The sequence below is a fragment of the Thalassospira sp. B30-1 genome, assembly GCF_015767575.1.
GTDB lineage: Bacteria > Pseudomonadota > Alphaproteobacteria > Rhodospirillales > Thalassospiraceae > Thalassospira > Thalassospira xiamenensis.
In genome coordinates this window covers 200,072-224,762 of record NZ_CP065232.1, presented here as the reverse complement: position 1 = coordinate 224,762, position 24,691 = coordinate 200,072, and the positions used below count along the sequence as shown (strand labels likewise).

The following is a 24,691-nucleotide window of genomic DNA, read 5'->3' as shown; positions in this document are numbered from 1 at the left end:
TATGGCTGTTCTCGTCGATAAAAACACCAAAGTTATCTGCCAGGGTTTCACCGGTTCGCAGGGTACCTTCCACAGCGAACAGGCAATTGCCTATGGCACCAAAATGGTTGGCGGCGTGACCCCGGGTAAAGGCGGCACCAAGCACCTTGACCTGCCGGTCTTCAACACCGTTGACGAAGCGGTCCATGTGACCGGTGCCAATGCATCGGTGATCTATGTTCCGCCGCCCTTCGCGGCTGATGCGATCCTTGAAGCCATCGACGCCAAGGTCGAACTGGCTGTCTGCATCACCGAAGGCATTCCGGTTGCCGACATGGTTCGCGTCAAGCGCGCCCTTTCGGGTTCGAAAACCCGTCTGGTCGGTCCGAACTGCCCGGGTGTCATCACGCCCGACGAATGCAAGATCGGCATCATGCCGGGCCACATTCACCGTCGCGGCAAAATCGGTATCGTTTCACGTTCCGGTACGCTGACCTACGAAGCAGTCGCACAGACCACCGCCGCAGGGCTGGGTCAGTCGACCTGTATCGGTATCGGTGGTGACCCGGTCAACGGCACCAACTTCATCGATTGCCTTGAACTGTTCCTGAATGACCCTGAAACCCAGGGCATCATCATGATCGGTGAAATCGGTGGTTCCGCCGAAGAAGAAGCATGTGAATTCCTGCAGGCTTCCAAAGTCAAAAAGCCGGTTGCCGGCTTCATTGCCGGTGTCACCGCACCTCCGGGTAAACGCATGGGCCATGCCGGTGCGATCATCTCCGGCGGTAAGGGCACTGCGGATGCGAAAATGGAAGCAATGCGCAGCGCTGGTATTCTTGTTGCCGATTCCCCGGCAAGCCTTGGCTCGACCATGCTCAAGGCTTTGAACGGGTAATCAGGGTAGTCAGAGGAAAGGCAGGGGGAGGCGTGGTCTCTTTCGGGACCATGCCTTCCAAGACCACAAATGAAACCTCAAGATATCGACACGATTCTGAACGAGTCGAACGCAACCTACATCGCTGAACTTTATGCCCGGTATCAGAGCAACCCAACTGCGGTTGATCAGAGCTGGGCCGAGTTTTTTGACGGGTTGCAGGACGACGCCTCCGATCTCCTTGCCGAAATGCAGGGACCCAGCTGGCAGCCGCGGGAAACCAAGGTTGTTGGCGGTATGGAAGGTTACGACGTCTCACAGGGCCACGCCGAACGTCCCGCCAATGGCGGTTACGCACCGGCGGCCCACGCCGCACAACAGACCGCGCCGGTCAGCTCCGACGCCATCCGTGCCGCGGCACATGATTCGATTCGCGCCCTGATGCTGATCCGCTCCTATCGCGTGCGCGGCCATCTCGAAGCGAATCTTGATCCGCTGGGCCTTGCCCCGCGCGATCCACACCCGGAACTCGATCCGAAAACCTATGGCTTCACCGAAGCCGACATGGATCGTCCGATCTACATCGCCAATGTTCTTGGCCTTGAAACCGCGACCGTTCGTCAGATCGTATCGTTGGCCCGCAAAACCTATTGCGGCTCGATCGGCATCGAATTCATGCATATCCAGGAACCCGAACAGAAATCCTGGATTCAGCAGCGCGTCGAAAGCATCGGCAACCAGACACAGTTTACCGCACGCGGCAAGGAAGCCATCCTTGAACGTCTGGTCGAAGCCGAAGGTTTCGAAAACTATCTGCACACCAAATATGTCGGCACCAAGCGTTTCGGCATCGACGGTGGCGAAGCCCTGATGCCGGCCCTTGAACAGATCCTCAAACGCGGCAGCCAGCTTGGCATCCGCGAGGTCGTGTTCGGCATGCCGCACCGTGGTCGTCTGAACGTTCTGGCCAATGTGCTCAACAAACCGTTCCAGGCGATCTTCTCGGAATTCATGGGCAACCCGTCCAAGCCGGACGACGTGATGGGCTCTGGTGACGTCAAATATCACCTTGGGACGTCCGCTGACCGCGAATTTGACGGTAACGTTGTTCACCTGTCGCTGACCGCGAACCCGTCCCACCTCGAAGCGGTAAACACCGTCGTTCTGGGCAAGGTCCGCGCCAAACAGGCACAGCGCAAGGACACCGCACGCGAACAGGTCATGGGTATCCTCCTTCACGGGGATGCGGCCTTTGCCGGTCAGGGTCTTGTCGCTGAAACCTTCGATCTGTCGCACCTCAAAGGCTATCGTACCGGCGGTACGATCCACTTTGTCGTCAACAACCAGATCGGTTTCACCACCAAGCCGTCCGATAGCCGTTCTTCGCCTTACTGCTCGGATATTGCCAAGGTCGTTCAGGCGCCGATCATCCATGTCAATGGTGACGACCCAGAAGCCGTGGTTCACGCCGCACGCATCGCGACCGAATTCCGTCAGGAATTCAAACAGGACGTTGTCATCGACATGTTCTGCTATCGCCGCTTTGGCCACAATGAAAGCGACGAACCGGCCTTCACCCAGCCCAAGATGTATGACGTGATCGGCAAACACCCGACCACCAAGGACATCTACGCCCAGAAGCTGGTCAAGGAAGGTCTTCTGACCGAAGAACGCGTCAAGGAACTGGATCAGAAATTCCAGAACCACCTTGACGACGAATTCAAGGCCTCCGAAGCCTATCGCCCGAACAAGGCAGACTGGCTCGAAGGCAAATGGTCGGGCCTCGCCTCCTCGCACGGCGAAGATGCGGACTGGACCGGTCAGACCGGTGTGGAAAACGACTTGTTGCAGGAAGTTGGCCGGGCACTTTCGACCCCGCCCAGCGACTATGACATCAACAAGAAAATCCTGCGCCAGCTCAAGGCCAAGGCCAAGATGTTCGAAACCGGCGAAGGCATCGACTGGGCAACCGGTGAAGCCCTCGCATTCGGCACCCTGATGTGCGAAGGCACACCGGTGCGTCTGTCCGGTCAGGATTGCCAGCGCGGCACCTTCTCGCAGCGTCACGCAAAACTGGTCGATCAGACCAACGAGGCAAAATACACCCCGCTCAACAACATCCGTACCGGCCAGGCCGAGCTTGAAGTCCTCAACTCGCCCCTGTCCGAAGCCGGTGTTCTGGGCTTCGAATATGGCATCACCCTTGCCGAACCGCATTCGCTGGTTCTGTGGGAAGCCCAGTTCGGTGATTTTGCCAACGGTGCACAGGTCATCATTGACCAGTTCATCAGCTCGGGCGAAGCCAAATGGCTGCGCATGTCGGGTCTGGTGATGCTGTTGCCGCACGGTTACGAAGGTCAGGGCCCGGAACACAGTTCCGCTCGTCTGGAACGGTATCTGCAGCTTTGTGGTGAAAACAACATGCAGGTGGCCAACGTCACGACCCCTGCAAACTATTACCACATCCTGCGCCGCCAGATCCGCCGTTCGTTCCGCAAGCCTCTGATCCTGATGACGCCGAAATCGCTTCTGCGTCACAAACAGGCGGTCTCGCCGCTGTCCGAATTCGGACCGGGGACCGTCTTCAAATCAGTGATCAGCGAAACCGGCAAACTGACCGATGCCAAAAAGGTCAAACGCGTCGTCCTGTCGGCGGGCAAGGTCTATTACGATCTGCTGGCTGAACGCGAAAACCGCGGGATTGACGATGTTGCCCTGGTGCGCGTCGAACAGCTCTATCCGTGGCCGGCCAAGGAACTGGCAGAAGAACTTGCCAAATATCCCAATGCCGACGTGGTCTGGTGTCAGGAAGAACCCGAAAACATGGGGTCTTGGTACTTCGTCGATCGTCGTATCGAAGGCGTGCTGTCTGAAATCAAACACAAGGCCGGTCGCCCGATCTATGTCGGTCGCAAGGCTGCCGCGTCCCCGGCAACGGGCTTGCTCAAGGCTCACCTGCGCGAACAGGCCGAACTGGTCGATGCCGCGCTGAGCGTAAAATAACTTTATCGGACGGGCGGGAAACCGCCCGTCCGACCCGCACATTCAGAATTCATTCGTATTCGGGCAGGCCCAAACTGTCTGATTGAAAAAACGGTCGAGGAAAAAATGGCGACTGAAGTTAAAGTTCCCACGCTGGGCGAGTCTGTTACCGAAGCAACAATTGCGAAATGGTACAAAAAAGTCGGTGATGCAGTTGCAGCCGATGAACCGATTGTCGAACTTGAAACCGACAAGGTCACCGTCGAAGTCAACGCACCGGTCGCCGGCGCGATTGCCGAACTGGTCGCCCAGGAAGGTGACGAAGTCGAAGTCGGCGCCCTGATCGCCATGATCAAGGAAGGTGCCGAAGGCGCTGCTCCGGCCAAGGAAGAAAAAGCCGAAGCCAAGGAAGAATCTAAAAAAGAAGAGCCGAAAAAAGAAGAAGCCAAACCGGCGGCTGCCCCGGCAGCAAGCGCACCGGCGGCTTCGACCTCGGCCAATGCCGATCATCCGCTGCCGCCTGCCGTTCGCAAACTGGTCGAAGACAAAAATCTCGACCCATCGAAAATTCCGGCATCGGGCAAAGACGGCCGTCTGACCAAGGGCGACGTTCTGAACTTCCTCGAAAATGGTGGATCGGCGCCGCGCGCTGCTGCTGCTGCTCCGGCGGCACCTGCTGCACCGAAGCCCGAACGCGAACTGCGCGAAGGCGAAGAACGCGTCAAGATGTCCAAGCTGCGCCAGACCATCGCGCGCCGCCTCAAAGAAGCCCAGAACACCGCGGCCATGCTGACCACTTATAACGAAGTGGACATGACCAACCTTCTGGCCTGCCGTAATCAGTACAAGGACGGCTTTGAAAAGAAACACGGTGTGAAGCTCGGCTTCATGTCCTTCTTCATCAAGGCCTGCACCACGGCGCTTAATGAATGGCCGGCGGTCAATGCCGAGATTGATGGCAACAGCTTCATCTATAAAAACTACTGCGATATCGGCGTTGCCGTTGGTACCCCGCAGGGTCTGGTTGTTCCGGTGATCCGTTCGGCTGAAAAGAAAAGTTTTGCCGACCTCGAAAGCACGATTGTCGATTTCGGCAAACGCGCACGTGACGGCAAACTGGGCATGGATGAAATGACCGGCGGCTCGTTCACCATTTCGAATGGTGGCGTGTTTGGCTCCCTTCTGTCATCCCCGATCCTGAATGCGCCGCAGTCCGGTATCCTCGGCATGCACAAAACCCAGATGCGCCCGGTCGCGATCGACGGCAAGGTCGAAATCCGTCCGATGATGTATCTCGCACTGTCCTATGACCACCGTATCATTGACGGCCGCGAAGCCGTTTCCTTCCTGGTACGCGTCAAGGAATGCATCGAGAACCCGGAACGCATCCTGCTCGACATCTGATCAGACAAAAGGATCAAAGAACTCATGGCTGAGAACTACGACGTTGTCGTGATCGGTGGCGGTCCTGGCGGTTATGTTTGCGCCATCCGCGCCGCACAGCTTGGTCTCAAGGTTGCCTGCGTTGAAAAACGCGGCACCCTTGGCGGGACCTGCCTCAATGTGGGCTGCATCCCGTCCAAGGCCCTGCTTCATTCCTCCCACCTGTTCGAGGAAGCGACGGAACATTTCGATACCCATGGCATCGAAGTCTCCAAGCCGAAGGTCAATCTCGAAAAGATGATGGCCCGCAAGGACAAGGTCGTTGACAGCAATGTCAAGGGCATTGAATTCCTGTTCAAGAAGAACAAGGTCACCTATGTCAAGGGTGCTGGCGAAATCACCTCGCCCACCTCGGTCAAGGTTGCCCTTCTGGACGGCGGCGAAGAAACCCTGAATGCCAAGAACATCGTGATCGCCACGGGTTCGGAAGTCACCCCGCTGCCGGGTGTCGAGATCGACGAGAAAAACATCGTCTCCTCGACCGGTGGTCTGGTGCTCCCGAAAGTGCCGAAAAAGATGGTTGTCATCGGGGCGGGCGTGATCGGTCTCGAACTCGGTTCGGTCTGGCGTCGGCTTGGTTCCGAAGTCACCGTGATCGAATATCTTGATCGTATCCTGCCGGGCATGGACGGCGAACTGGTCAAACAGACCCAGCGCATCTTTGCCAAACAGGGCCTTGAATTCAAACTGGGCCACAAGGTAACCGGTGCGAAAACCGGCAAGTCTGGCGTGACGCTCACGGTTGAACCGTCCAAGGGCGGCGATGCCGAGGAAGTCAAGGCCGACGTCGTTCTGGTCGCCATTGGCCGCCGTCCGTTCGTCAAGGGCCTTGGCCTTGATAAGGTCGGCGTCGAACTTGATGATCGCGGTCGCGTCAAGACCGACGAACATTTCCAGACCAACGTGCAGGGCATCTTTGCCATTGGGGACGCCATCATCGGTCCGATGCTGGCCCACAAGGCCGAGGAAGACGGTGTTGCGCTGGCCGAAATGCTCGCTGGCGAAGAAGGCCATGTCGATTACGGCAAGGTCCCGGGTGTTGTCTACACCTGGCCCGAAGTTGCCGCCGTTGGCAAAACCGAAGAGCAGCTCAAGGAAGAAGGCGTCGACTACAAGGTCGGCAAATTCCCCTTCACTGCCAACGGTCGCGCCAAGGCAATGGAAAGCACCGAGGGGTTTGTCAAAATCCTCGAAGACAAGAAAACCCACCGCGTCGTCGGCGCACATATTGTCGGCCCGGCGGCTGGCGATCTGATTGCCGAGGTTGTGCTGGCGATGGAATACGGCGCCTCTGCCGAAGACATCGCGCGCACCTGCCACGCCCACCCGGCCCTTGGCGAATCCGTCAAGGAAGCCGCCCTGGACGCCGACAAACGCGCGATCCATATGTAATCCTGATCAGGGCAACCCGATCCGTGAAACGGCCGCTCCAATGGGGCGGCCGTTTTGTTTTACGCGGATTTCAGGCTCCCCACCCGCCTAAACCCGCACCACCCTTTGCCAGCCCGCCCTCTTAACCGTCCCCCGCAACTTCCCCAACGTCATTCCCGCGCAGGCGGGAATCCAGACAACCGTGCGGCAAGCCCGGTCCGTCGATAGACGCCCCCTACGCGAACCCGGCACCCCCAACCCCACCGAAAGACGAAAAAGGAAACTTCTTCGGCCCGGTCCATCATCCGCGCGACACGAGCGCAAACACCCATTGGCAATCTTTGCCAATGACGATAGAATTCGCCGATCAGAAGGAGCTCCGACATGCCAACCCGAAATGTCAATCTGACCGATGATCAGGACGCTTTCGTTGAAAAGATGGTCCGGGCCGGAAAATACCAGAATGCCAGCGAAGCGATGCGCGACGCCGTGCGCGGCTTGCAGCAACGCTGGAAAGAGGACGAGCTGAAGCTCGAACTGCTGCGCAAAAGCATCGATACCGGCATTGCCGATCTTGAAAACGGCAATTACGAGGATATGGACGACGCAAGCCTCGAAGGCTGGCTCGCTCCCCCCGAGAAAACCACTGACAAAACCAATGGCAAAACCGCCGGAGCCTGATCCGTGGCAGCACAATACCGGCTTACGGCATCGGCCAAAGCCGATATCAACGCCCTTCTTGATGAAAGTACGCACCGGCACGGGCAGGACGCACGCAACCGTTACGCCGCCCTGCTTCTTGCCGCTCTGCGCCGCATCGCCCAAAACCCCGAAGGCGGCGCCACCGCCGCCCGCCCGGAATTACACCCCGATATGCGCAGCTTCCATATCCGCCACAGCCGCACCGAAAGCAACACTACCCCGGTCGGCAATCCGGTGCATGTGATCTTCTACCGCACCACCGAACCCGGCAGGGTCGACATCATCCGCGTCCTGCATGACCGGATGGAACCAAGCCGCTACTTGGACGCCGCTCAGGACCAAAAGGCATGAACGAGAAAAAGAGACGACAATGGCCCAACTGAACGAGCAAAAAGCAGCCCAGCGATTGATCCGATCAAGAGAGCGCGTCGCGGACCACGGCGAAGTATTTACGCCCGCTTGGATGGTTGAGGCAATGCTCGACCTTGTTAAGGATGAGTCCGAACGTATCGACTCCCGCTTTCTGGAACCTGCCTGTGGTAGCGGTAATTTTCTGGTCCACGTCCTGCAGCGGAAGCTTGCCGCCGTCGAAATCAAGTTCGGAAAATCCGATTTTGAAAAGCGCCACTATGCGCTTCTCGGGCTAATGTGCATCTATGGCATCGAACTTCTGGCCGACAACATGATCGAATGCCGCGCCAACCTCATTGAAATTTTTGCAGATTATCTCAAACTGAATCCGTCGGATAACCTCTACCGTGCTGCATTGGTGGTACTGTCAGTCAACCTTGTTCAGGGCGATGCACTGACCATGAAAACGCATGATGGAGAACCAATTTCATTCGCCGAATGGGGCTATCTCGGCAAAGGCAAGTTCCAGCGGCGGGATTTCCGCCTCGATGTTCTCACCGGATCATCGGCTTTCAGCGCCGAAGGCTCGCTGTTCGCTCATCTTGGCAAACATGAAATCTTCAAACCGATCAGGACCTACCCAACAATGACAGTGAACACACTGGCAGCTGCCTACGAAAATGTACCGGAGGAAGCGAAATGAGTCTGCAAGCCAGTTTTTCCTTGCGTGGTAGAAACCCGGATGTACTGACCTGCATCGCGAACCTGTCTAACGACGAGGTATTCACACCTCCCGAATTTGCCAACCGGATGCTCGACACCTTGGCCGAAGCATGGGCAGCTGACCACAACGGCGCGAACCTCTGGGCTGACAAATCGGTAAAATTTTTGGACCCTTGCACAAAATCTGGGGTTTTCTTGCGTGAAATTACCAATCGTCTTACTCAAGGCCTCGCTACCGAAATTTCTGACCTGCAAGAGCGTGTAGATCATATTCTGACAAAACAGGTTTTCGGAATCGGCATCACCCATCTTACCAGCTTGCTCGCACGTCGTAGCCTCTATTGTTCAAAACATGCGAATGGCGAGCATTCTGTCGCAAAAAGCTTCGACACCCATGCAGGCAATATCTGGTTCGAGCGCACTAATCATGACTGGTTCAATGGCAGGTGTGTTTTTTGCAAGGCTAGCCAATCTAGTTACGACCGCGAAGATGGTATGGAAACCCATGCTTATGCATTCATTCATACCACCGACATCGAAGCTCGGGTTGTAGAGCTGTTTGGAGACAAAATGCAATTTGACGTTATTATCGGAAACCCCCCGTACCAACTCGGGTCCGATGGCGGAACACGCGACGTTCCCATCTACCAACGCTTTGTTGAACAAGCCAAGGCCCTTCAGCCAAGATATTTGACAATGGTTATCCCATCTCGGTGGATGGCTTCGGGGCTAGGCCTTACAGAGTTTCGCCAAGCAATGCTTAAGGATCGTAGTATACGTGAGCTTATCGACTTCCCTGCGGCAAATGATGTTTTCCCCGGTGTCGAAGTGAAAGCTGGCGTTTGCTATTTCCTCTGGGATGCATCCCATGACGGAGATTGCAAGGTAACAACCATGAGGGGCGGAGAAGCGATAGGTCCCGTTCTAAGAAATCTTGGTGAATATGATATATTCGTTCGAGACGCTCGAGCAGTTTCGATTCTACACAAAGTTCGGGCAATGTCGGAACCATCCATCAACAACATCCTTGCCCGTGACAAAGAATTCGGCTGGACATCGAATTTTGACGGTTTTCATAAAACTAAACGGCCCGGTGATGTGCCACTCTACTTCATTCGAAAAATGAAGCGAGGCATTGGTTATATAGACAGAGGGGATGTAACCAAAAGCAAACATCTGACAGACTATTGGAAAGTACTCGTCCCACAAGCGTTCAATGGAGGAGATGCTATTCCACACCAGATATTGGGCAAACCATTGATTGCTCCGTCTCCATCCGTATGCACACAATCATTTTTGTTTTTTTACGTTGAATCACTGGAAGCCGCAAAAAGCATTCAATCTTACTACACAACGCGGTTCTTCCGTTTTCTTGTTTCTGTTCGGAAAATTACCCAGCATGCAACCCACGGCACTTATACATGGGTACCAATGCAGACTTGGGATCGGAATTGGACCGATGAAGAGTTGTATCAGAAATACGACATTAACGAGGAAGAACAGGCCTATATTGAATCTCAAGTCAGAGTGATGAACATTGACGACAGTGAAAATGAATAAGCCCACCATTGCGGAAATCCTCGCCCCCAAACCTAAAGCCCGACCACGCATCTACGCTTATTCGATTGCGGATGAAGCACACACTGGTCTTCTCAAGGTCGGACAAACAGCACGCGATGTCAAACTGCGCATAGCTGAGCAGGTCAAGACCGCCGCCATAAAGAACTATCAGATCGAACTGGACGAACCGGCGGAGCGTGACGACGGAACCGTGTTTAGCGACCACGAAGTACGCACCGCTCTGGTCAGGAAGGGTTTCAAAAACACTGAACTGGAATGGATGCAGTGCACAGCCGCGGACGTGCGTACTGTGCTTGCCGAACTGCGCTCAGGACAGAAATTCAGCGGAACGCATCATCAAACATTCCACATGCGTCGGGAACAGGCAGAAGCGGTTAACGTCACGCATGCCTATTTTCATTCCCGTTGGGCCGAAGACATGCACGCGGTTCCGCGATTCCTCTGGAACGCGAAAATGCGCTTTGGCAAGACGTTTACCTCCTACCAACTGGCCAAAAAGCTTGGCGCAAAGCGGGTTCTGGTCGTCACCTTCAAACCTGCAGTCGAGGATGCATGGCAGACCGACCTTGAAAGCCATGTGGATTTTGACGGTTGGCAATACCTATCAAAATCATCGGGCGGCGACCCGACACAGATTGATCGCAACAAGCCTGTTGTTTATTTCGGTTCTTTTCAGGACCTGCTGGGTCGTGACACGGCTGGAAACATCAAGGCGAAAAACGCATGGCTCCATAAGGAAAACTGGGACCTCGTGGTGTTTGATGAATATCATTTCGGCGCGTGGCGCGAGACCGCCAAGGAACTGTTCGAGGGCGAAGAAGAAACGGTCTTTAAAAAAGAAACCAAGCTTGAATACGCTGCCGATCTGGATGGGGTGAACGAGGACCTGAACGTTCTGTCGCAGAAGGAAACCGAGTTCCTTCCCATCACCACCAAGGCCTATCTTTATCTCTCCGGCACGCCGTTCAAGGCGCTGGCGACGGGTGAGTTTATTGAAGAACAAATCTTCAACTGGACCTATACAGACGAACAGCGCGCCAAGGCCGATTTTGCCGCCAAGAACCCTGACGAATGGAACCCTTATGGCGCACTGCCGCAAATGCGTCTGTTGACCTACCAGATGCCCGACGAACTTGTAGCAGTCGCGAGCGCAGGTGAATTCGACGAGTTCGATCTCAACGAGTTTTTTGCTGCCAACGGCACAGGCGACGCGGCGCAGTTCAAGCACAAAAACGACGTGCAAAAGTGGCTGGACATCATCCGGGGACAGTACGCAGCAAAAGCTGTTGATAGCCTTAAGACAGGCACCCGGCCTCCCTTCCCATATTCAGACGTTCGCCTGCTGCCCTATCTGCAGCATTCCTTCTGGTTTCTGCCCAATGTGGCGGCGTGCCATGCAATGGCAAAACTCCTTACTGAGAAGCACAACACCTTTTGGCGCGAATACGATATCGTCGTTGCCGCCGGTGCGTCGGCAGGCATCGGTCTTGACGCGCTGCCGCCCGTGCGCGCGGCAATTGGAAGCGGGTTCGACACCAAGACAGTTACCCTCTCGTGCGGCAAGCTCACCACGGGAGTTACGGTGAAACAATGGACATCCATTCTGATGCTTCGCAATCTGAAGTCACCAGAAACCTATTTTCAGGCGGCGTTCAGGGTCCAGTCGCCTTGGTCCATCAAGAACCCGAACGGCGACAACCCGAACGAAGAGGAAATCCTGAAACCCGTCTGTTTCGTCTTCGACTTTGCGCCAACGCGCGCCTTGCGGCAGCTTTCGGAATACGGGATAGGCCTTTCACCCAATGAACCGAACCCGGAAAATGCCGTAAAGGATCTTGTATCCTTCCTGCCGGTGCTGGCCTACGACGGCGCGAACATGACCCAAATCGACGCAGGAGGTATTCTCGACATCGCGATGGCAGGCACGTCGGCAACATTGCTGGCGCGCAAGTGGGAAAGCTCGCTGCTGGTCAACGTGGACAACGATACCTTGCGCCGGATCATGGATACTCCCGAAGCGATGTCCGCAGTTGAACGCATTGAGGGTTGGCGTGCGCTGGGTGATAACATCATCGAAACCATCATCAACAAGAGCGACAAAGTCAAAGGTCTCAAGGACAAGGCCAAAGCACAGGATGGCAAATTATCCCCCAAAGAAAAGAAAGAACTGACGGACGAGGAAAAGGAATACAAATCAAAACGGAAGCTCGTTCAGGAAAAGCTGATAAAATTCGCGACAAGAATTCCTGCCTTCATGTATCTGACGGACTTCCGGGAAAATACACTCCGGGACGTGATCACCAAACTGGAACCGGACCTGTTTCACGCCGTTACAGGTCTGACGGTTGCCGACTTTCATCTGCTCGTCCGCCTTAAGGTTTTTAACACCGAGCGTATGAACGAAGCCGTCTTTGCATTCCGCCGCTATGAGGATGCGTCGCTGCGTTACACCGGTATTGAAAGTCATGAGGGCCTGTCGCACTACGGACTTTACGACACGGTGGTCGCTCGGGAGTAACAGCAATGTATCAGGCTTTGCTGCGGGTGTGACAAAGGCTTGGGTTATCGGACTCGGTCCAAACGCCTCCCTCTCTGCTCTGGCCGCACCCCGAAGCGCAATAGGCAGGACATTCCAGGTCGGCCGATGCCCGCTCCCGCCGCACCGGAACCTCGGATGCCGAACAGTCCCATCGGGCTGGTCTGGTTGCCGATGCGATTGCACATGCTGGCCCTGCCCACCGATGGCGACGGGGCTCCGCTGAACGCTCCTGCACCACTCTCGCCAAATGCTGCGGCCTGAACGGAACTCACCCGTGTTGACCAACGCTGCCAATCCCGGCACGGGCGTGATGACATCGCACCCGAACCACCCCTGCTCCGCTGCTGATCTGCCCAATCGTCGGCTCGATCCGCATCCGGCCCCGCATCGGCCCAAATCTGGCCCGCGCCCTTCCCGGCAGGCGCACCTCTCCCGTTCTGTCTTTCCGGTTTGTAAAACTTTACGCCGCCGTTTCCCGGGCCGTTTCAATGCCCGGACGCACTCCTGCCGTAATAACTTTACCCCACACGGATCTGCCGCGCTTGGCGGTGATCGCCTGCTACTTAACCACTTAACATCGTCGCTTTTTCATCACTTCATCCCCTGCTTTTGACAAACAATCCGACCCCGAAACGCAAAAACCCGCCAAAGCGAATCACGCTTGGCGGGTTATGTCTCCGGACCCATTTGTCCTGTTGACTTTATCTTTATGCCACAAATAAAAGAACAAATCAAGAACATTTTGCAAAAATCTTCGACTTCCGGTTCTGGCAAAAATTCTCGTTTATTTTCAATAAACTATGCCATCATATTGCCCTATGATGGACCGGTCCGCTAAGATCGCCCGCCGGGATCGCCCGGATCAAGACGCAGGAGAAACCACCCATGACGCTTTCGATCGGACTTGTCGCCCACGACCGTCGCAAACGCGAAATGGCCGATTGGCTGGAAACCCACAAATCACAGTTTTCCGGCACCCGGATTTTCGCCACCGGCACCACCGGGCGCGTGCTTCAGGAACGCTTTCCCGACCTTGATATCGTGGCGCTTAAAAGCGGCCCGTTCGGCGGCGATCAGCAGCTCGGCTCGATGATTGCGCATGGCGAATTGCAGGCGATGTTTTTCTTCACCGACCCGATGACACCCCAGCCCCACGATGTCGATGTCCGCGCCCTGATCCGGCTGGCCAACATGTATGAAGTGCCGATTGCCTGCAACCGCAGCACCGCCGACCTTCTGATCAGCAACCCGAAATTCGAGGAAATCTGCGAACAATATCGCGGCCATTCCCCCGAACAGGTTTTTGCCGAATACCAGAACCGCAAGGTTTGAGACATCCCCGGCCCGCTCTGCCACCACGCCGGCCCACTCCACGTCAAACTGATGCGACCGCCCCATGCAACTCGCCTATGACCTGATCGCTGCCATTTTCCCGATCTTTGCCGCCATTCTGGTCGGGGCGGCACTGAAACGTTATCTGATCACCGGGTCTGACATCTGGGCCGGGATTGATCGGCTGACCTATTATCTGCTGTTGCCATCGCTTCTGATTGTCGAAATCTATCGTGCCGATTTTGGCTCCGGCCACGGCGGCACTGCGGTCATGGTCACATTGGGCGCGACCCTTGCTCTTGCGGCGGTATTGCTGCTTCTGCGCCCGCTCATCACCCGCAACACACCGCTGTTTACCTCGATCTTTCAGGGATCGGTCCGCTATAACAGCTATGTCCTGCTCGCCGTCGCCGATGCGCTTTATGGCAGCGAAGGCTTGGCACTGGCGATTGTCTTTATTGCCGTGATGGTGATTGCCACCAACATGCTGGCGGTTGTGGTGCTGAATGCCTTTGCCGGTGGCAAGGGCAGCTTCAAACGCATCATGCTCGGCCTTGCGCAAAACCCGATCATCATCGCCGCCGGGGCCGGGGCGGTGCTGAATATCAGCAACATTCACGTGCCGCTGCCGATTGAAAATACCGCCGCCCTTTTCAAAACCGCCGCCCTGCCGCTCAGCCTGCTGTCGGTCGGGGCCGGGTTGCGATTTATCCTCAGCAAACAGGCATTGGGCGCGATTGCCCTTTCAACCACGATCAAGCTCGCCCTCCTGCCGCTGATCACCGGCATTGCGCTGCATCTGGCCGGGGTGGAGGGCATGGTGCTTGCCATGGGGGTGCTTTATGCCGGGATGCCGTGCGCGGGCAATGCCTATATCCTCGCCCGGCAGCTTAATGGCGATCCCGAAGCCATGGCCTCAATCATCACCCTCGAAACCCTCCTGTCCGCCTTCAGCATCGCTGCCATCGCCGCCATACTGAGCATCAACTGACGCCGCATGCGGGGCATAGTCGCCCACGTAACCACAGGCCGAAAGCCCCGGCCGCATCAATTCGGGCGGCGGTGCATCGACCACCACCGGATCGCGGTCGGCATGGAACGGCACCACGATCTGGCGCGACAAAAGCATCAGGGTCGGCGGCTGTCCAAAAATCGGCGGTTCATCCCCCCGACCATAAAACGGATCGCCCAGCACCGGATGCCCGATATGATCCAGATGCACACGCAGCTGGTGCGTGCGGCCCGTATGGGGCGTCAACGCAAGCCAGGTGATATCATCGCCCGCTTCGTCCTTGCCACGCCCCAGCACCCGATATTCGGTCTTTGATGGCTGCCCGTCCTCATGAACCAGCATCCGCCAGCCGCTTTCATCATTGGTCTTGCCAATCGGCGCGTCGATAAAGCCGTGATCATCGGCAACCGCACCACGCACCACCGCCCAATAGGTTTTCCCGATCAGTTTTTCGGTAAACAGGCGGGTGATCTTTTTCGATGATTTCGGATGCCGACACAGCAACAGGCACCCGGCCGTATCGCGGTCAAGCCGGTGCGCCAGGGTCGGTTCGGGCTGAATGCCGAATTTAAGGTCGGGCAGATACGCATCGACATGGAAATAGGTTTTCGGCCCGCCATGCGATGCCAATCCCGGCGGCTTGTTCAGAACGATGACGTTGGAATCGCGATGCAGAACGCTTGCGATCAGGTCTTCGGCTATCGGATGGGGCATGGTCGGCCTTTCATTGTTGTCCCTGCTTTACCTCAAAGCCGGGCGCACCGCAATCACCCGGCACATGGGCAGGGCACGGCAAACCTGATCTGAACCGCATTTCCATGCGTAACAGTAACAGCATTTCATTTTCGAAATCCGGCTTGATCGCGTCCTGATCGCCGGGGCCAACAGCAGGGTAAGCCACCACATGCCACGCCCGAAACCCCTTAAATATCTGCTTGCGACGCTTGCCGTTCTGGCAGTCCAGAATGCCGGTTCTGCGCTGGCACAAAACGGCGAGATTTCGGCCCTTACCCCCGCACAATCCAACGGCCTTGATCGTAACGCGGCCTGTCGCAACTTCGATCCGATTGCGCGATACGGCAATGAACTGGTGTTTCAGATCCGACGCAATGATGCCCCGGTCGGGCAGCATATCGTGCGCTTCAATCGCGGTCAGGACGGTCTTCAGGTCGTCGCCCAAAGCAATATCGATATCTCGTTTCTCGGCTTTAACGCCTATAGCTTCCGCTACCGCTCCGAAAGCATCTGGCAGGAGGGTCAATTATCCACCCTGTCGGTCAAGGTCGATGATGATGGCGATCAAACCAGCATCGCGGCCCGGCGCGAAAACGATCAGCTTGTCGTTGATGGTCCCGACGGCCAGAAATCCCTGCCGCCCGGTATTTTTCCGACCGATCACTGGCATTGCGGTGTTCTGCAAACCGATCAGGTTCTTAATACGCTCACCGGCAATCCCAACGCGGTCACCATATCCCAGACAGGCCGCGAACGCCTGGCTGTTGGCAACGGCATGATCAACGCCACCCACTTCACCTATGATGGCCAATTGCAAACCAATGCATGGTACGATGCCGATGGCCGGTGGGTTGGATTGCGCTTCAAGGCGCGCGATGGCTCTGAAATCACCTATCGCTGCACAAGCTGCCAGACCGATACGGCACAAAAGGATATCCGCGGATGATCAAACATTTCAAAACCATCTGGATCGTCGGTGCCTCCGCCGGGATCGGGGCGGCACTTGTCGAAAAATTCGCAAAATCCGATGCCGATGCAAGCACGACGATTATCGCATCGGCACGCTCCGCCGATGCGCTGTCCGATCTGGCGGCATCGTCGGAAAACATCCATGCCGTGCCACTTGATGTGACCAAACCCGATGCGGTTCGCGATGCGATTGCCCTGATCGAAGATCGGTTTGGCCTGCCCGATCTGGTGGTTCTGGCCGCCGGGATCTATTCGCCGATGCCGGTCGATGAATTTTCCGCCAAAACCATCCGCGACCATTTCGATGTCAATTATTTCGGCACGGTCAATTGCCTTGAAACCCTGATCCCGAAAATGCGTAAACGCGGTTCGGGCGAGATCGCGGTTGTCGCCTCGGTCGCCGGTTATCGCGGGTTGCCAAAGGCCGGGGCCTATGGCCCGACCAAGGCCGCCCTGATCAATCTGTGCGAAACCCTGCGCGCCGAATTGGGGGAAACGGGTGTCTGTCTTCGGGTGATCAATCCGGGCTTTGTCAAAACCCGTCTGACCGACAAAAACGATTTCGATATGCCCTATCTGCAAACGCCCGCGCAGGCAGCCGACTATGTTTATCGCGGCCTGACGGGCGGCAACGGTTTTGAAATCGCCTTCCCGCCACCCTTTGTCCGGCAGCTAAAACTTGCCCGCATTCTGCCCTATCGGCTTTACTTCAAACTGATCCGCAAAGTGATGGGAAAATCCAATGGATGAACAGAACGCAACCAGGCTCGAAACGCTGAAATCCTATGGCGATTATTTTGCGCAACTAAGCCCGGAAACCATTGAAAACCTGCATCATCTCGTCACACCGGATTACAGTTTTACCGATCCGTTCAACACCATCAATGGCCCGGATCGGGTCTGTGCCTATCTCGACAAGATGTTTCGCGACACCGAAAATCCGCAATTCATCGTCACCCATCACGCGATTGATGATGATCTCGGTTTTCTGCGCTGGCGCTTTACGGCCAGGATTTCGGTTCTGGGGAATTGGGATGTCACCGGCATGTCGGCGGTGACGTTTTCCGATGACGGCACGCGCATTTCATCCCATGTCGATCACTGGGATTCCGGCATGGCCTTTTATGCCCGCATTCCGCTGCTGGGCTGGTTTATTCGGCGGCTCGCAGCGCGGATGGCTGTTTCGTAAAGAACAGGGTGACCTCGCCGATCTCGAACCCCCATTTGCGCACACGCGCCCGGTTCACAAGAACCCCGTCGCCCTGCAAGAACATCCAGTCGTCAAACGTCACCCGCCAGCTACCGTCACCGACCTTCAGGTCCATGTCATAGCTCCAGTTCAACGCGTTGCCATACTGCACGCCCGCGGCCGTGCCGATGATGTCATCGGCCTCTCCGCTCAGGCTGTGCTCACCGGTCTTGCGGATCGTCCATACACGGCGGTCCTGTTCACCATCGTCATACAGAAAATCTTCTTCCAGCGTCAGAACACCATCATTGACGGTTCCAGTGATATCAACCGTGAACTGGCGCCGCAGCTTGCCGAACCGGTCCTCAAAAATACCCCACGCCCGACTATTGCCTTCGAAGTATTCAAACACATCGAAGCGGGGTTCTTTTTGCGCAAAATCCTGCGGTTTCATTGACCCACACCCGGTAAGTATCAAAACCATCACAAGCGCCGTAAAAGATCGCAGCATCAGCTTTCTCCCGCAAAGGATACAAGGATCAGAAGGTGCGGCGAGCCAGACGCCGACGAATTGCAACCTGATGCACGCGATCCAATGGAAAACGCCACATCATCCCGATTGCTCCTGCTTTCAGTACGATGGGCAGCACCGCATAGATCATGACAAGTGCGATCAAAGCCGCGGAATTTTCATCCCCCCCGTCCGTCAGGCCAAAAGCCCCCAGAATTGGCAGGGCAATTCCCGCCGCCAACGCCATCGCAAGCTTGTTGGTCATGTTCCAAAGCGCAAACAGAACACCGGTCCGGCTCGCATGAAACCGGTACCGGTCCCAGTCATCGACATCGGCCTGAATGGCGGGTGGCAGCGCCAGATCCGCCCCCAAGGCCGCCCCGGTAAAGACACAGATCACCGCAAACCCCGCCCAGTCCCCGGCTGACAGAAACGGCACGAACGCGAATGCCGACACCGCCATGATCATCGCCACGCACCAGACCCGGTGTTTGCTGATTTTACCGGCCAGAAACACCCAAAACGGAATGGCCGCAATGGCCGCAACAAAATACAAAAGGATCAGGGCGTTTTCAGTATCCGTATCAAGCTTCAGGTAATAGCGCACAAAAAGCGGGAAACAGACCGCGGGCAATCCACCGGCAAGGCCATTGATCATCCATGCGGCCAAAAGCCGGACAAAAAGCCGGTTCTGGCGCAGACTGCGAAGCGACTGAGCAAACCGGGCACGAAGGGAAACACCCGCCTGTTGGGTATCGGCAGTACGGCCGCGCCCCGGGCGGGCTGCGCTGTCTGGGACCTTGACGATCAGAAGCGTAACGAAAACCGCCCCCGCAACAATGGTCATCATCGCAAGGGTTCGGATTTCATCGGCCCGGGATGCATTCATCATCACAACCGGGATCGCCCCGGCAATGACAATACCAATCAGCCCCGCCCCTTCACGAAGGGACGTGATCAATGTCCGTTCCCGGTAATCCCCCGAAAGGTCTGCCCCCCACGCCAGATAGGGCACCTGAAACAGCGTCCAGCCAAGGAAAAGAATGCTTGCCGAAACAAAAAGATGCCCGCCACCGGGCTGATCGGGCGGCACAAAAAGCATCCAGATCCCGATCCCGGCAATCACCGCACCAAACCCGACCCAGATTTTGCGCCGTCCCGTATAATCCGAAAGCCACCCGGCAAGCGGATCGGTCAGCATATCAATGATCCGCACCGCAAGAAGGATCGCCCCCGTAAGGGCAAGCCCAAGGCCAAGATCATCGCCATAATAACTGGGTAACAGGACATAGGCGGGAATCGTCGGCACCGCCGCCGCCATTGCTGGCAGCGCATAATAAAACGCCGTTTTGCGGCCCCGATCAGGTTGCGGCATTTTCGGGATGTTCGATCACAAAGAACCCGACATCGATCGACCCTTCATCAAATCCGGTTTCGCAATAGGACAGATAATATTCCCACATCCGTTTGAAACGGATATCAAATCCCTGCTCGGCGATGCTGTCCCAGCCATGCTGGAAACGGCGCTGCCATTCGGCCAGTGTGCGGGCATAGGATTTGCCGAAAAATTCGGAATGACAAAGCGAAAGACCGGCATTGGAAATCGCCGTACCAAGCGCCTCCGGCGAGGGCAGCATCCCGCCCGGGAAGATATAGCGTTGGATGAAATCCGCCCCCTTGCGGTAATCCTCGAACCGGTCATGATCAATGGTGATGATTTGCAAAACCGCCTTGCCGCCCGGTTTCAACCGCTTGCGGATCATATCGAAATAGATCGGCCAATGTTCCTCACCGACGGCCTCGAACATCTCGATTGAAACGATCTTGTCGAACTGCCCGTCCTGATGGCGATAATCGCGAAGCTCGATACTGGTGCGATCCGACAGGCCAAGTGTCAGAAGGCGATGATGCGCAAACGCATGCTGTTCGCGCGAAAGCGTCAGCCCCGTAACATGGCATCGATGCTGGCCGGCCGCCATTTCGGCAAACCCTCCCCAGCCACAGCCGACTTCCAGAACCCGTTCGCCGGGTTGCAGCGATGCAAGTTCGCAAATCCGGCGGTATTTCGCATCCTGTGCGGCCTCAAGCGTCATGTCCTGGCGGCGATAAAGACCGGATGAATAGGTCATCCCCGGATCAAGCCATTCCTGATAGAACCGGTTTCCAAGGTCGTAGTGATAGGCAATGTTGCGTTTTGATCCTTCGACCGTATTGGCATTTCGCAAATGCCCGATCCGGGCCACCAGCCGGGAAATCATGCCGCCTGCAAGTCGGGCGCGAACGATATTTTCGTTTAACATCGCCACCCGCATCACATTGGTCAGATCGGGGCTTGTCCATGCCCCATCCATATAGGCCTCGGCAAAGGCAACATCGCCACCGGTCGCAAGCCTGCGGATCGCCTTCCAGTCATGAATATGAAGAACCGCGCGGATTTCGGTCTGCTCCTGCCCGGTAAACTGCAACGTGTCCCCATCGGGCAAAACAATCGTCAATCGACCGTAATGCAAATGTGCCAGAATGCGTTTCAGCATGATTTTCAGCAGATTGCGACTTCCGGTCATGCCCCCGATGACGGGCAGGAACCTGTCACGAAACGGGCGGACTATTGTCGAAGAGGATCGATTGCGTTCCGGCATTTCCTGATTACCTTTTTGCGGCTTCGGCCGTCTGGCTATTGGCAGCAAACACATAAGTCACATCATGTGCTGGCGGCGTTGGACGTTTATGGAACTTCATGCCTTTGCGCCACAGATGCAGCGCCTCGTAATGAATGCCCGCCACCACCTTAAGCGTCATCAGCGGATAGCGAATAAAGGCCATAAACAGGTTACGGTCAGAAAGTGCGGTTCGATCACCGACAAATGCCGCATTCAGAAATGCGCCGTCCTTGTCGGTTTCACGAATGGCAACCGCGACTTTTTCACCCGGCATGCAAATGCGGAAATGATAATCGGCCTGCATATCGATAAAGGGCGAAACGTAAAATCCCTTGGCACAGCTTTGCCGCAGCACGCCTTTTTCATCAATCGCATCGCTGCCCACCGGGATCAGATAGCTGTGCCGGTCACCGAAAGTATTGGAAACCTCATACAGGACCGCGCCGACCGAACCGTCCGACCGATGGCAGAAATAAACCGACAGCGGATTGAAAACGAAGCCCAGAATGCGCGGATAACACAGCAATTCGATCCGATGCGCACAATCGCCAAGATCGTGCTTGTTCAGGATATCTTCGATACGTTTGCGGATATCTCCGTGTTCACGATCGGCATGATCACGGTCATGGAATGAAAACAGGTTGAACCGGTTGCGGCTGAACAGTTTCAGCGATCCGGCGAGACTATCGATTTCATCAAGATCAAACAAAAAGGAAAACACCCGATAGCGCAATTTGTGATCACGCGGGCGAAGGCGATGATGCATCACCGATCCTTCAAACAGGGCGGATGTCCATGTGCCTGTCATGCGGCAACTTCTTTTTGCACTGTATCAACAGGGCCCAGATGAATACGACCGCTTTCATTTTCAACATTCCACGGGCGACGAACACCACCCAATGCCTCGGCCACGGCAAGGCCCGACTGAATGCCGTCTTCGTGGAAGCCATAGCCAAAATAGCTGCCGCAATACCAGATGTTATCCATCCCCTGAATCGACCAGAGCCGTTTCTGTGCGTCCATTGCCGCCGCATCAAAAACCGGATGATCATACAGGAAGGATCGAATGACACTGCCCTCACGCGGCGCACGCGCGGGGTTAAGGGTAACAAAAAGCGGCTGCGCTTCGTCAAGATGCTGCAACCGGTTCATCCAATAGGTCACACAGACTTTCTGTTCGCCGTCATGCTCTTCGGCAAGGTAATTCCAGCTTGACCAGACCTTGCGCGTTTGCGGCATCAGGCTTTCATCATTATGCAGGATCGCCAGATTGCGCTCATACTGGAACGCCGACAGCAATTCGCGCACCGCGCGTGCCGGATTGGCCTGAAGCGCAAGGGCCTGATCACCATGGCAGGCCAGAACAACGTGATCGTAGTCTGTCCGTTCGCCATAACGATTTTCGATGAACACCCCACCCTTGCCATTCGGCCCGACCTGGGCAATGGCGCTATCAAGGATAACACCACCGGAAATCTCCTTGATCATCCTGCCGACATACTGACGCGAGCCACCAGCAACGGTGCGCCATTGCGGCCGATCCTTGATCTGCAAAAGCCCGTGATTCTGACAGAACCGGACAAACGCCGCCAACGGGTATTCCATCATTGTATCGACCGGCGTTGACCAGATCGCAGCCCCCATCGGCAACAGATGATCATTGATAAAGGATTTCGAATAACGATGGGCCGACAGATAATCGCCAAGGCTTTGCGTTTCGGCCTGCCCGGTTTCAAGCGCAAGTGGTGCCTCGCGATAGAAACGCAGGATATCGCGCACCATCCGCCAGAAACGCGGGCGGAAAATATTGCGTTTCTGCGCGATCAAAGATGCCAGATCAGATCCGCCATATTCCAGACCGCCCCGGTCCATCGAGGCGGCGAAGGACATATCGGTCCCAGCCGTTTCGACATTCAGATGATCAAACAGGGCACAAAGATTTGGGTAACAACGGGTGTTATAAACAATGAAACCGGTATCAACCGGTGTTTGACCCGCATCGACGGTATTGGAATGCCCGCCGGGACGGTCATCCTTTTCATAAAGCGTGACGTTGTGAGACTGGCTGAGCAACCAGGCTGCCGACAGGCCGGAAATACCCGAACCAACAACAGCTATATTGAGTTTCCCCGATGATCGAAGCGTCATATGTGGCGCGCCTGCTTGCAGTGACAATGTCTAAGTTACATATATTTACGAATGCCAGCAATTTGCAGATCACTGCGTTACAACGAATGCTGATAATTTTAAGTAATTGGTGGAAAACGTACAAATTCGTTTGATCCAAAAATTTCCGGCTGGCGTATGATTGTTCATGAACACGATCATGGCGCGGCCCCGAAGGGGACCAGAAACGAAAATGAGCGGCACGACAAGATCAAGGCCCGGTCCGGCTGACCCCGACGAGGCCAGGAAATGTGCCAGCTGGATTGTGGCGGTTGCGGCGACGCAGGACCGTGAGGCATTTGCGCAACTGTTTGCCCACTTTGCCCCCCGCGTCAAAGCCTACATGTTCCGGTTTGGCGGCAATTCCGAAAACGCCGAGGAACTTGCGCAGGAAGCCATGATGCAGGTCTGGCGCAAGGCGCATCTGTTTGATCCGCACAAGGCTGCCGCCAGTACATGGATTTTTACAATCGCCAGAAACCTTCGTATTGATCGTTTCCGGCAACGCAAACATATCGAAGTGGACGATTCCGATCCGACGCTGATTATTGACGATAGCCCGCTTGCCGACGAAATCGTCGACCGGGATGAACATGCCGTTCTCGTCAAATCCGCCATGGAAGAATTGCCCGCCGATCAGAAAGTGGTTGTTGAATTGTCGTTTTTTGAAGATCTCTCGCACAGCGAAATTGCCGAAAAGCTTGATATCCCGCTGGGCACTGTCAAATCGCGGTTGCGGTTGGCCTTAACCAAACTTCGTGGTGGATTGGAGGGTGTAGCATGAATATCAAACACCACCCGACAGATCAGACATTGATGGAATACGCCAGCGGCAGGATGTCTCAGGCGATGGAATTGCTTGTGGCAACGCACATGACCCTTTGCCCGAAATGCCGTGAAAAGGTCGCGGAATTCGAGGCCCTTGGCGGTGCGGCGCTGGAAACGGCAAACGTCATGTCCATGAATACTCATGCGCTTGACCATGTCATGGCCATGATCGAACGCGAAACCGCCAACGAGAATGTCGTTTTCAGCGAAATACCGTCCATACGTCGGGTTGCCGTCGGGGAAAGCATTACCGGAAGCGCCATTCCATCCGTCCCGCGGCCCCTGGCAAATCTTTTGCCTGATGATGTTCTTTCGCTCGAAGACATTCCGTGGAAGTCGCTGGCACCGGGTGTGAAGCATTACCAGCTGAAATCGATCGAAAGCAAAGGCACCGTGCGACTGATGAAAATCGCACCGGGTGTGTCGATCCCCGATCACGGGCATCACGGCCATGAAATGACCCTGCTGCTTAAAGGGTCGTATATCGATGAAATCGGTCGGTTCCGGGCCGGTGACGTCGCCGATCTTGGCAACGATGTCGATCATCAGCCGATTGCCGACACCGCCGAGGAATGCATCTGCCTGATCGCGACCGATGCCCCGATGAAATTCAACCGTCTGCTGCCAAAACTGCTGCAGCCCTTCATCGGCATATAAGTAAAACTGCGTCCCGACGCAGAAAGGCCGCGGACATAGCGATGTCCGCGGCCTTTCTTTATTTGATCCGTGCGTCTGCGTGCG

At 55.8% G+C, this 24,691-nt stretch carries 24 protein-coding genes; 17 read left to right on the top strand and 7 right to left on the bottom strand.

The window, feature by feature from the left end; all coding sequences use genetic code 11:
* Nucleotide 1: 1 nt before the first annotated feature.
* The 12 genes from sucD to IT971_RS00990 all read left to right on the top strand — a co-directional run bounded on the left by sucD (nucleotide 2) and on the right by IT971_RS00990 (nucleotide 14,871).
* Entirely contained in the window at nucleotides 2–877 is an 876-nt protein-coding gene (sucD, locus tag IT971_RS01040) for a succinate--CoA ligase subunit alpha (RefSeq protein WP_007089205.1), read from the top strand.
* A gap of 69 nt (nucleotides 878–946) precedes the next feature.
* Entirely contained in the window at nucleotides 947–3,859 is a 2,913-nt protein-coding gene (locus IT971_RS01035) for a 2-oxoglutarate dehydrogenase E1 component (protein ID WP_063093639.1), read from the top strand.
* 105 nt (nucleotides 3,860–3,964) lie between these two features.
* Nucleotides 3,965–5,242, top strand: a complete 1,278-nt coding sequence (odhB, locus tag IT971_RS01030) for a 2-oxoglutarate dehydrogenase complex dihydrolipoyllysine-residue succinyltransferase (RefSeq protein ID WP_063093638.1) — start codon at nucleotides 3,965–3,967, stop codon at nucleotides 5,240–5,242.
* A gap of 24 nt (nucleotides 5,243–5,266) precedes the next feature.
* Entirely contained in the window at nucleotides 5,267–6,673 is a 1,407-nt protein-coding gene (lpdA, locus tag IT971_RS01025; RefSeq protein WP_007089208.1) for a dihydrolipoyl dehydrogenase, read from the top strand.
* A gap of 363 nt (nucleotides 6,674–7,036) precedes the next feature.
* Nucleotides 7,037–7,333: a type II toxin-antitoxin system ParD family antitoxin gene (locus IT971_RS01020; protein WP_063093637.1), complete on the top strand. Its 297-nt coding sequence runs from the start codon at nucleotides 7,037–7,039 to the stop codon at nucleotides 7,331–7,333.
* Between the two features lie 3 nt (nucleotides 7,334–7,336).
* Entirely contained in the window at nucleotides 7,337–7,705 is a 369-nt protein-coding gene (locus tag IT971_RS01015; RefSeq protein WP_063093636.1) for a type II toxin-antitoxin system RelE/ParE family toxin, read from the top strand.
* Nucleotides 7,706–7,724: 19 nt separating this feature from the next.
* A complete protein-coding gene (locus IT971_RS01010; protein WP_063093635.1) occupies nucleotides 7,725–8,408 on the top strand; it encodes an N-6 DNA methylase in 684 nt (227 codons plus the stop codon).
* On the top strand, nucleotides 8,405–9,988 hold the full coding sequence (locus IT971_RS01005; protein ID WP_063093634.1) for an Eco57I restriction-modification methylase domain-containing protein: 1,584 nt from the start codon (nucleotides 8,405–8,407) through the stop codon (nucleotides 9,986–9,988). Before IT971_RS01010 ends, IT971_RS01005 begins: the two co-directional genes overlap by 4 nt.
* A complete protein-coding gene (locus IT971_RS01000) occupies nucleotides 9,981–12,527 on the top strand; it encodes a DEAD/DEAH box helicase family protein (RefSeq protein WP_063093633.1) in 2,547 nt (848 codons plus the stop codon). Before IT971_RS01005 ends, IT971_RS01000 begins: the two co-directional genes overlap by 8 nt.
* A gap of 156 nt (nucleotides 12,528–12,683) precedes the next feature.
* Entirely contained in the window at nucleotides 12,684–12,809 is a 126-nt protein-coding gene (locus IT971_RS22500) for a hypothetical protein (RefSeq protein WP_255356829.1), read from the top strand.
* 624 nt (nucleotides 12,810–13,433) lie between these two features.
* The gene (locus IT971_RS00995) at nucleotides 13,434–13,880 is read left to right on the top strand and encodes a methylglyoxal synthase (protein ID WP_007089211.1); all 447 of its coding nucleotides are present in this window, start codon (nucleotides 13,434–13,436) and stop codon (nucleotides 13,878–13,880) included.
* Nucleotides 13,881–13,944: 64 nt separating this feature from the next.
* Nucleotides 13,945–14,871: an AEC family transporter gene (locus tag IT971_RS00990; protein ID WP_063093632.1), complete on the top strand. Its 927-nt coding sequence runs from the start codon at nucleotides 13,945–13,947 to the stop codon at nucleotides 14,869–14,871.
* On the opposite strand, the gene IT971_RS00985 is transcribed toward IT971_RS00990, so the two are convergent.
* Both IT971_RS00985 and IT971_RS00980 read right to left on the bottom strand, forming a co-directional pair.
* Entirely contained in the window at nucleotides 14,797–15,606 is an 810-nt protein-coding gene (locus tag IT971_RS00985; RefSeq protein WP_063093631.1) for an RluA family pseudouridine synthase, read from the bottom strand. The two genes, IT971_RS00990 and IT971_RS00985, sit on opposite strands and share 75 nt — an antisense overlap.
* A 10-nt stretch (nucleotides 15,607–15,616) precedes the next feature.
* The gene (locus IT971_RS00980) at nucleotides 15,617–15,793 is read right to left on the bottom strand and encodes a hypothetical protein (protein ID WP_156487986.1); all 177 of its coding nucleotides are present in this window, start codon (nucleotides 15,791–15,793) and stop codon (nucleotides 15,617–15,619) included.
* Between the two features lie 3 nt (nucleotides 15,794–15,796).
* On the opposite strand from IT971_RS00980, the gene IT971_RS00975 reads away from it, so the two are divergent.
* From IT971_RS00975 to IT971_RS00965, 3 genes are read left to right on the top strand one after another with little or no spacing between them, the layout of a single operon-like run.
* Nucleotides 15,797–16,573, top strand: a complete 777-nt coding sequence (locus tag IT971_RS00975; protein ID WP_063093629.1) for a DUF6134 family protein — start codon at nucleotides 15,797–15,799, stop codon at nucleotides 16,571–16,573.
* Entirely contained in the window at nucleotides 16,570–17,346 is a 777-nt protein-coding gene (locus tag IT971_RS00970; RefSeq protein ID WP_063093628.1) for an SDR family oxidoreductase, read from the top strand. Before IT971_RS00975 ends, IT971_RS00970 begins: the two co-directional genes overlap by 4 nt.
* Entirely contained in the window at nucleotides 17,339–17,785 is a 447-nt protein-coding gene (locus tag IT971_RS00965) for a nuclear transport factor 2 family protein (protein WP_007089218.1), read from the top strand. The genes IT971_RS00970 and IT971_RS00965 overlap by 8 nt, the downstream gene beginning before the upstream one ends.
* Here IT971_RS00965 and IT971_RS00960 read toward each other — a convergent pair.
* From IT971_RS00960 to IT971_RS00940, 5 genes are all read right to left on the bottom strand, one after another.
* A complete protein-coding gene (locus IT971_RS00960) occupies nucleotides 17,748–18,239 on the bottom strand; it encodes a DUF3833 domain-containing protein (protein ID WP_063093704.1) in 492 nt (163 codons plus the stop codon). The genes IT971_RS00965 and IT971_RS00960 overlap by 38 nt on opposite strands.
* Nucleotides 18,240–18,324: 85 nt before the next feature.
* Nucleotides 18,325–19,671 carry an MFS transporter gene (locus IT971_RS00955; RefSeq protein ID WP_063093627.1) on the bottom strand — a complete coding sequence of 449 codons (1,347 nt, stop codon included), beginning with the start codon at nucleotides 19,669–19,671 and terminating at the stop codon, nucleotides 18,325–18,327.
* A complete protein-coding gene (locus tag IT971_RS00950; protein WP_063093626.1) occupies nucleotides 19,658–20,935 on the bottom strand; it encodes a cyclopropane-fatty-acyl-phospholipid synthase family protein in 1,278 nt (425 codons plus the stop codon). Before IT971_RS00950 ends, IT971_RS00955 begins: the two co-directional genes overlap by 14 nt.
* Nucleotides 20,936–20,942: 7 nt before the next feature.
* Nucleotides 20,943–21,764, bottom strand: coding sequence for a DUF1365 domain-containing protein (locus IT971_RS00945; RefSeq protein WP_063093625.1), 822 nt, complete (start codon nucleotides 21,762–21,764; stop codon nucleotides 20,943–20,945).
* Nucleotides 21,761–23,104, bottom strand: a complete 1,344-nt coding sequence (locus IT971_RS00940; protein ID WP_063093624.1) for an NAD(P)/FAD-dependent oxidoreductase — start codon at nucleotides 23,102–23,104, stop codon at nucleotides 21,761–21,763. The genes IT971_RS00945 and IT971_RS00940 overlap by 4 nt, the downstream gene beginning before the upstream one ends.
* A 211-nt stretch (nucleotides 23,105–23,315) precedes the next feature.
* Here IT971_RS00940 and IT971_RS00935 point away from each other — a divergent pair, with 211 nt between their 5' ends.
* Nucleotides 23,316–23,906 (top strand): sigma-70 family RNA polymerase sigma factor, encoded by a 591-nt coding sequence (locus IT971_RS00935; RefSeq protein ID WP_074624797.1) that lies wholly within the window; start codon nucleotides 23,316–23,318, stop codon nucleotides 23,904–23,906.
* Complete coding sequence (locus tag IT971_RS00930; protein ID WP_063093623.1) at nucleotides 23,903–24,607, top strand: ChrR family anti-sigma-E factor; 705 nt, start codon at nucleotides 23,903–23,905, stop codon at nucleotides 24,605–24,607. Before IT971_RS00935 ends, IT971_RS00930 begins: the two co-directional genes overlap by 4 nt.
* Nucleotides 24,608–24,691 lie beyond the last annotated feature (84 nt).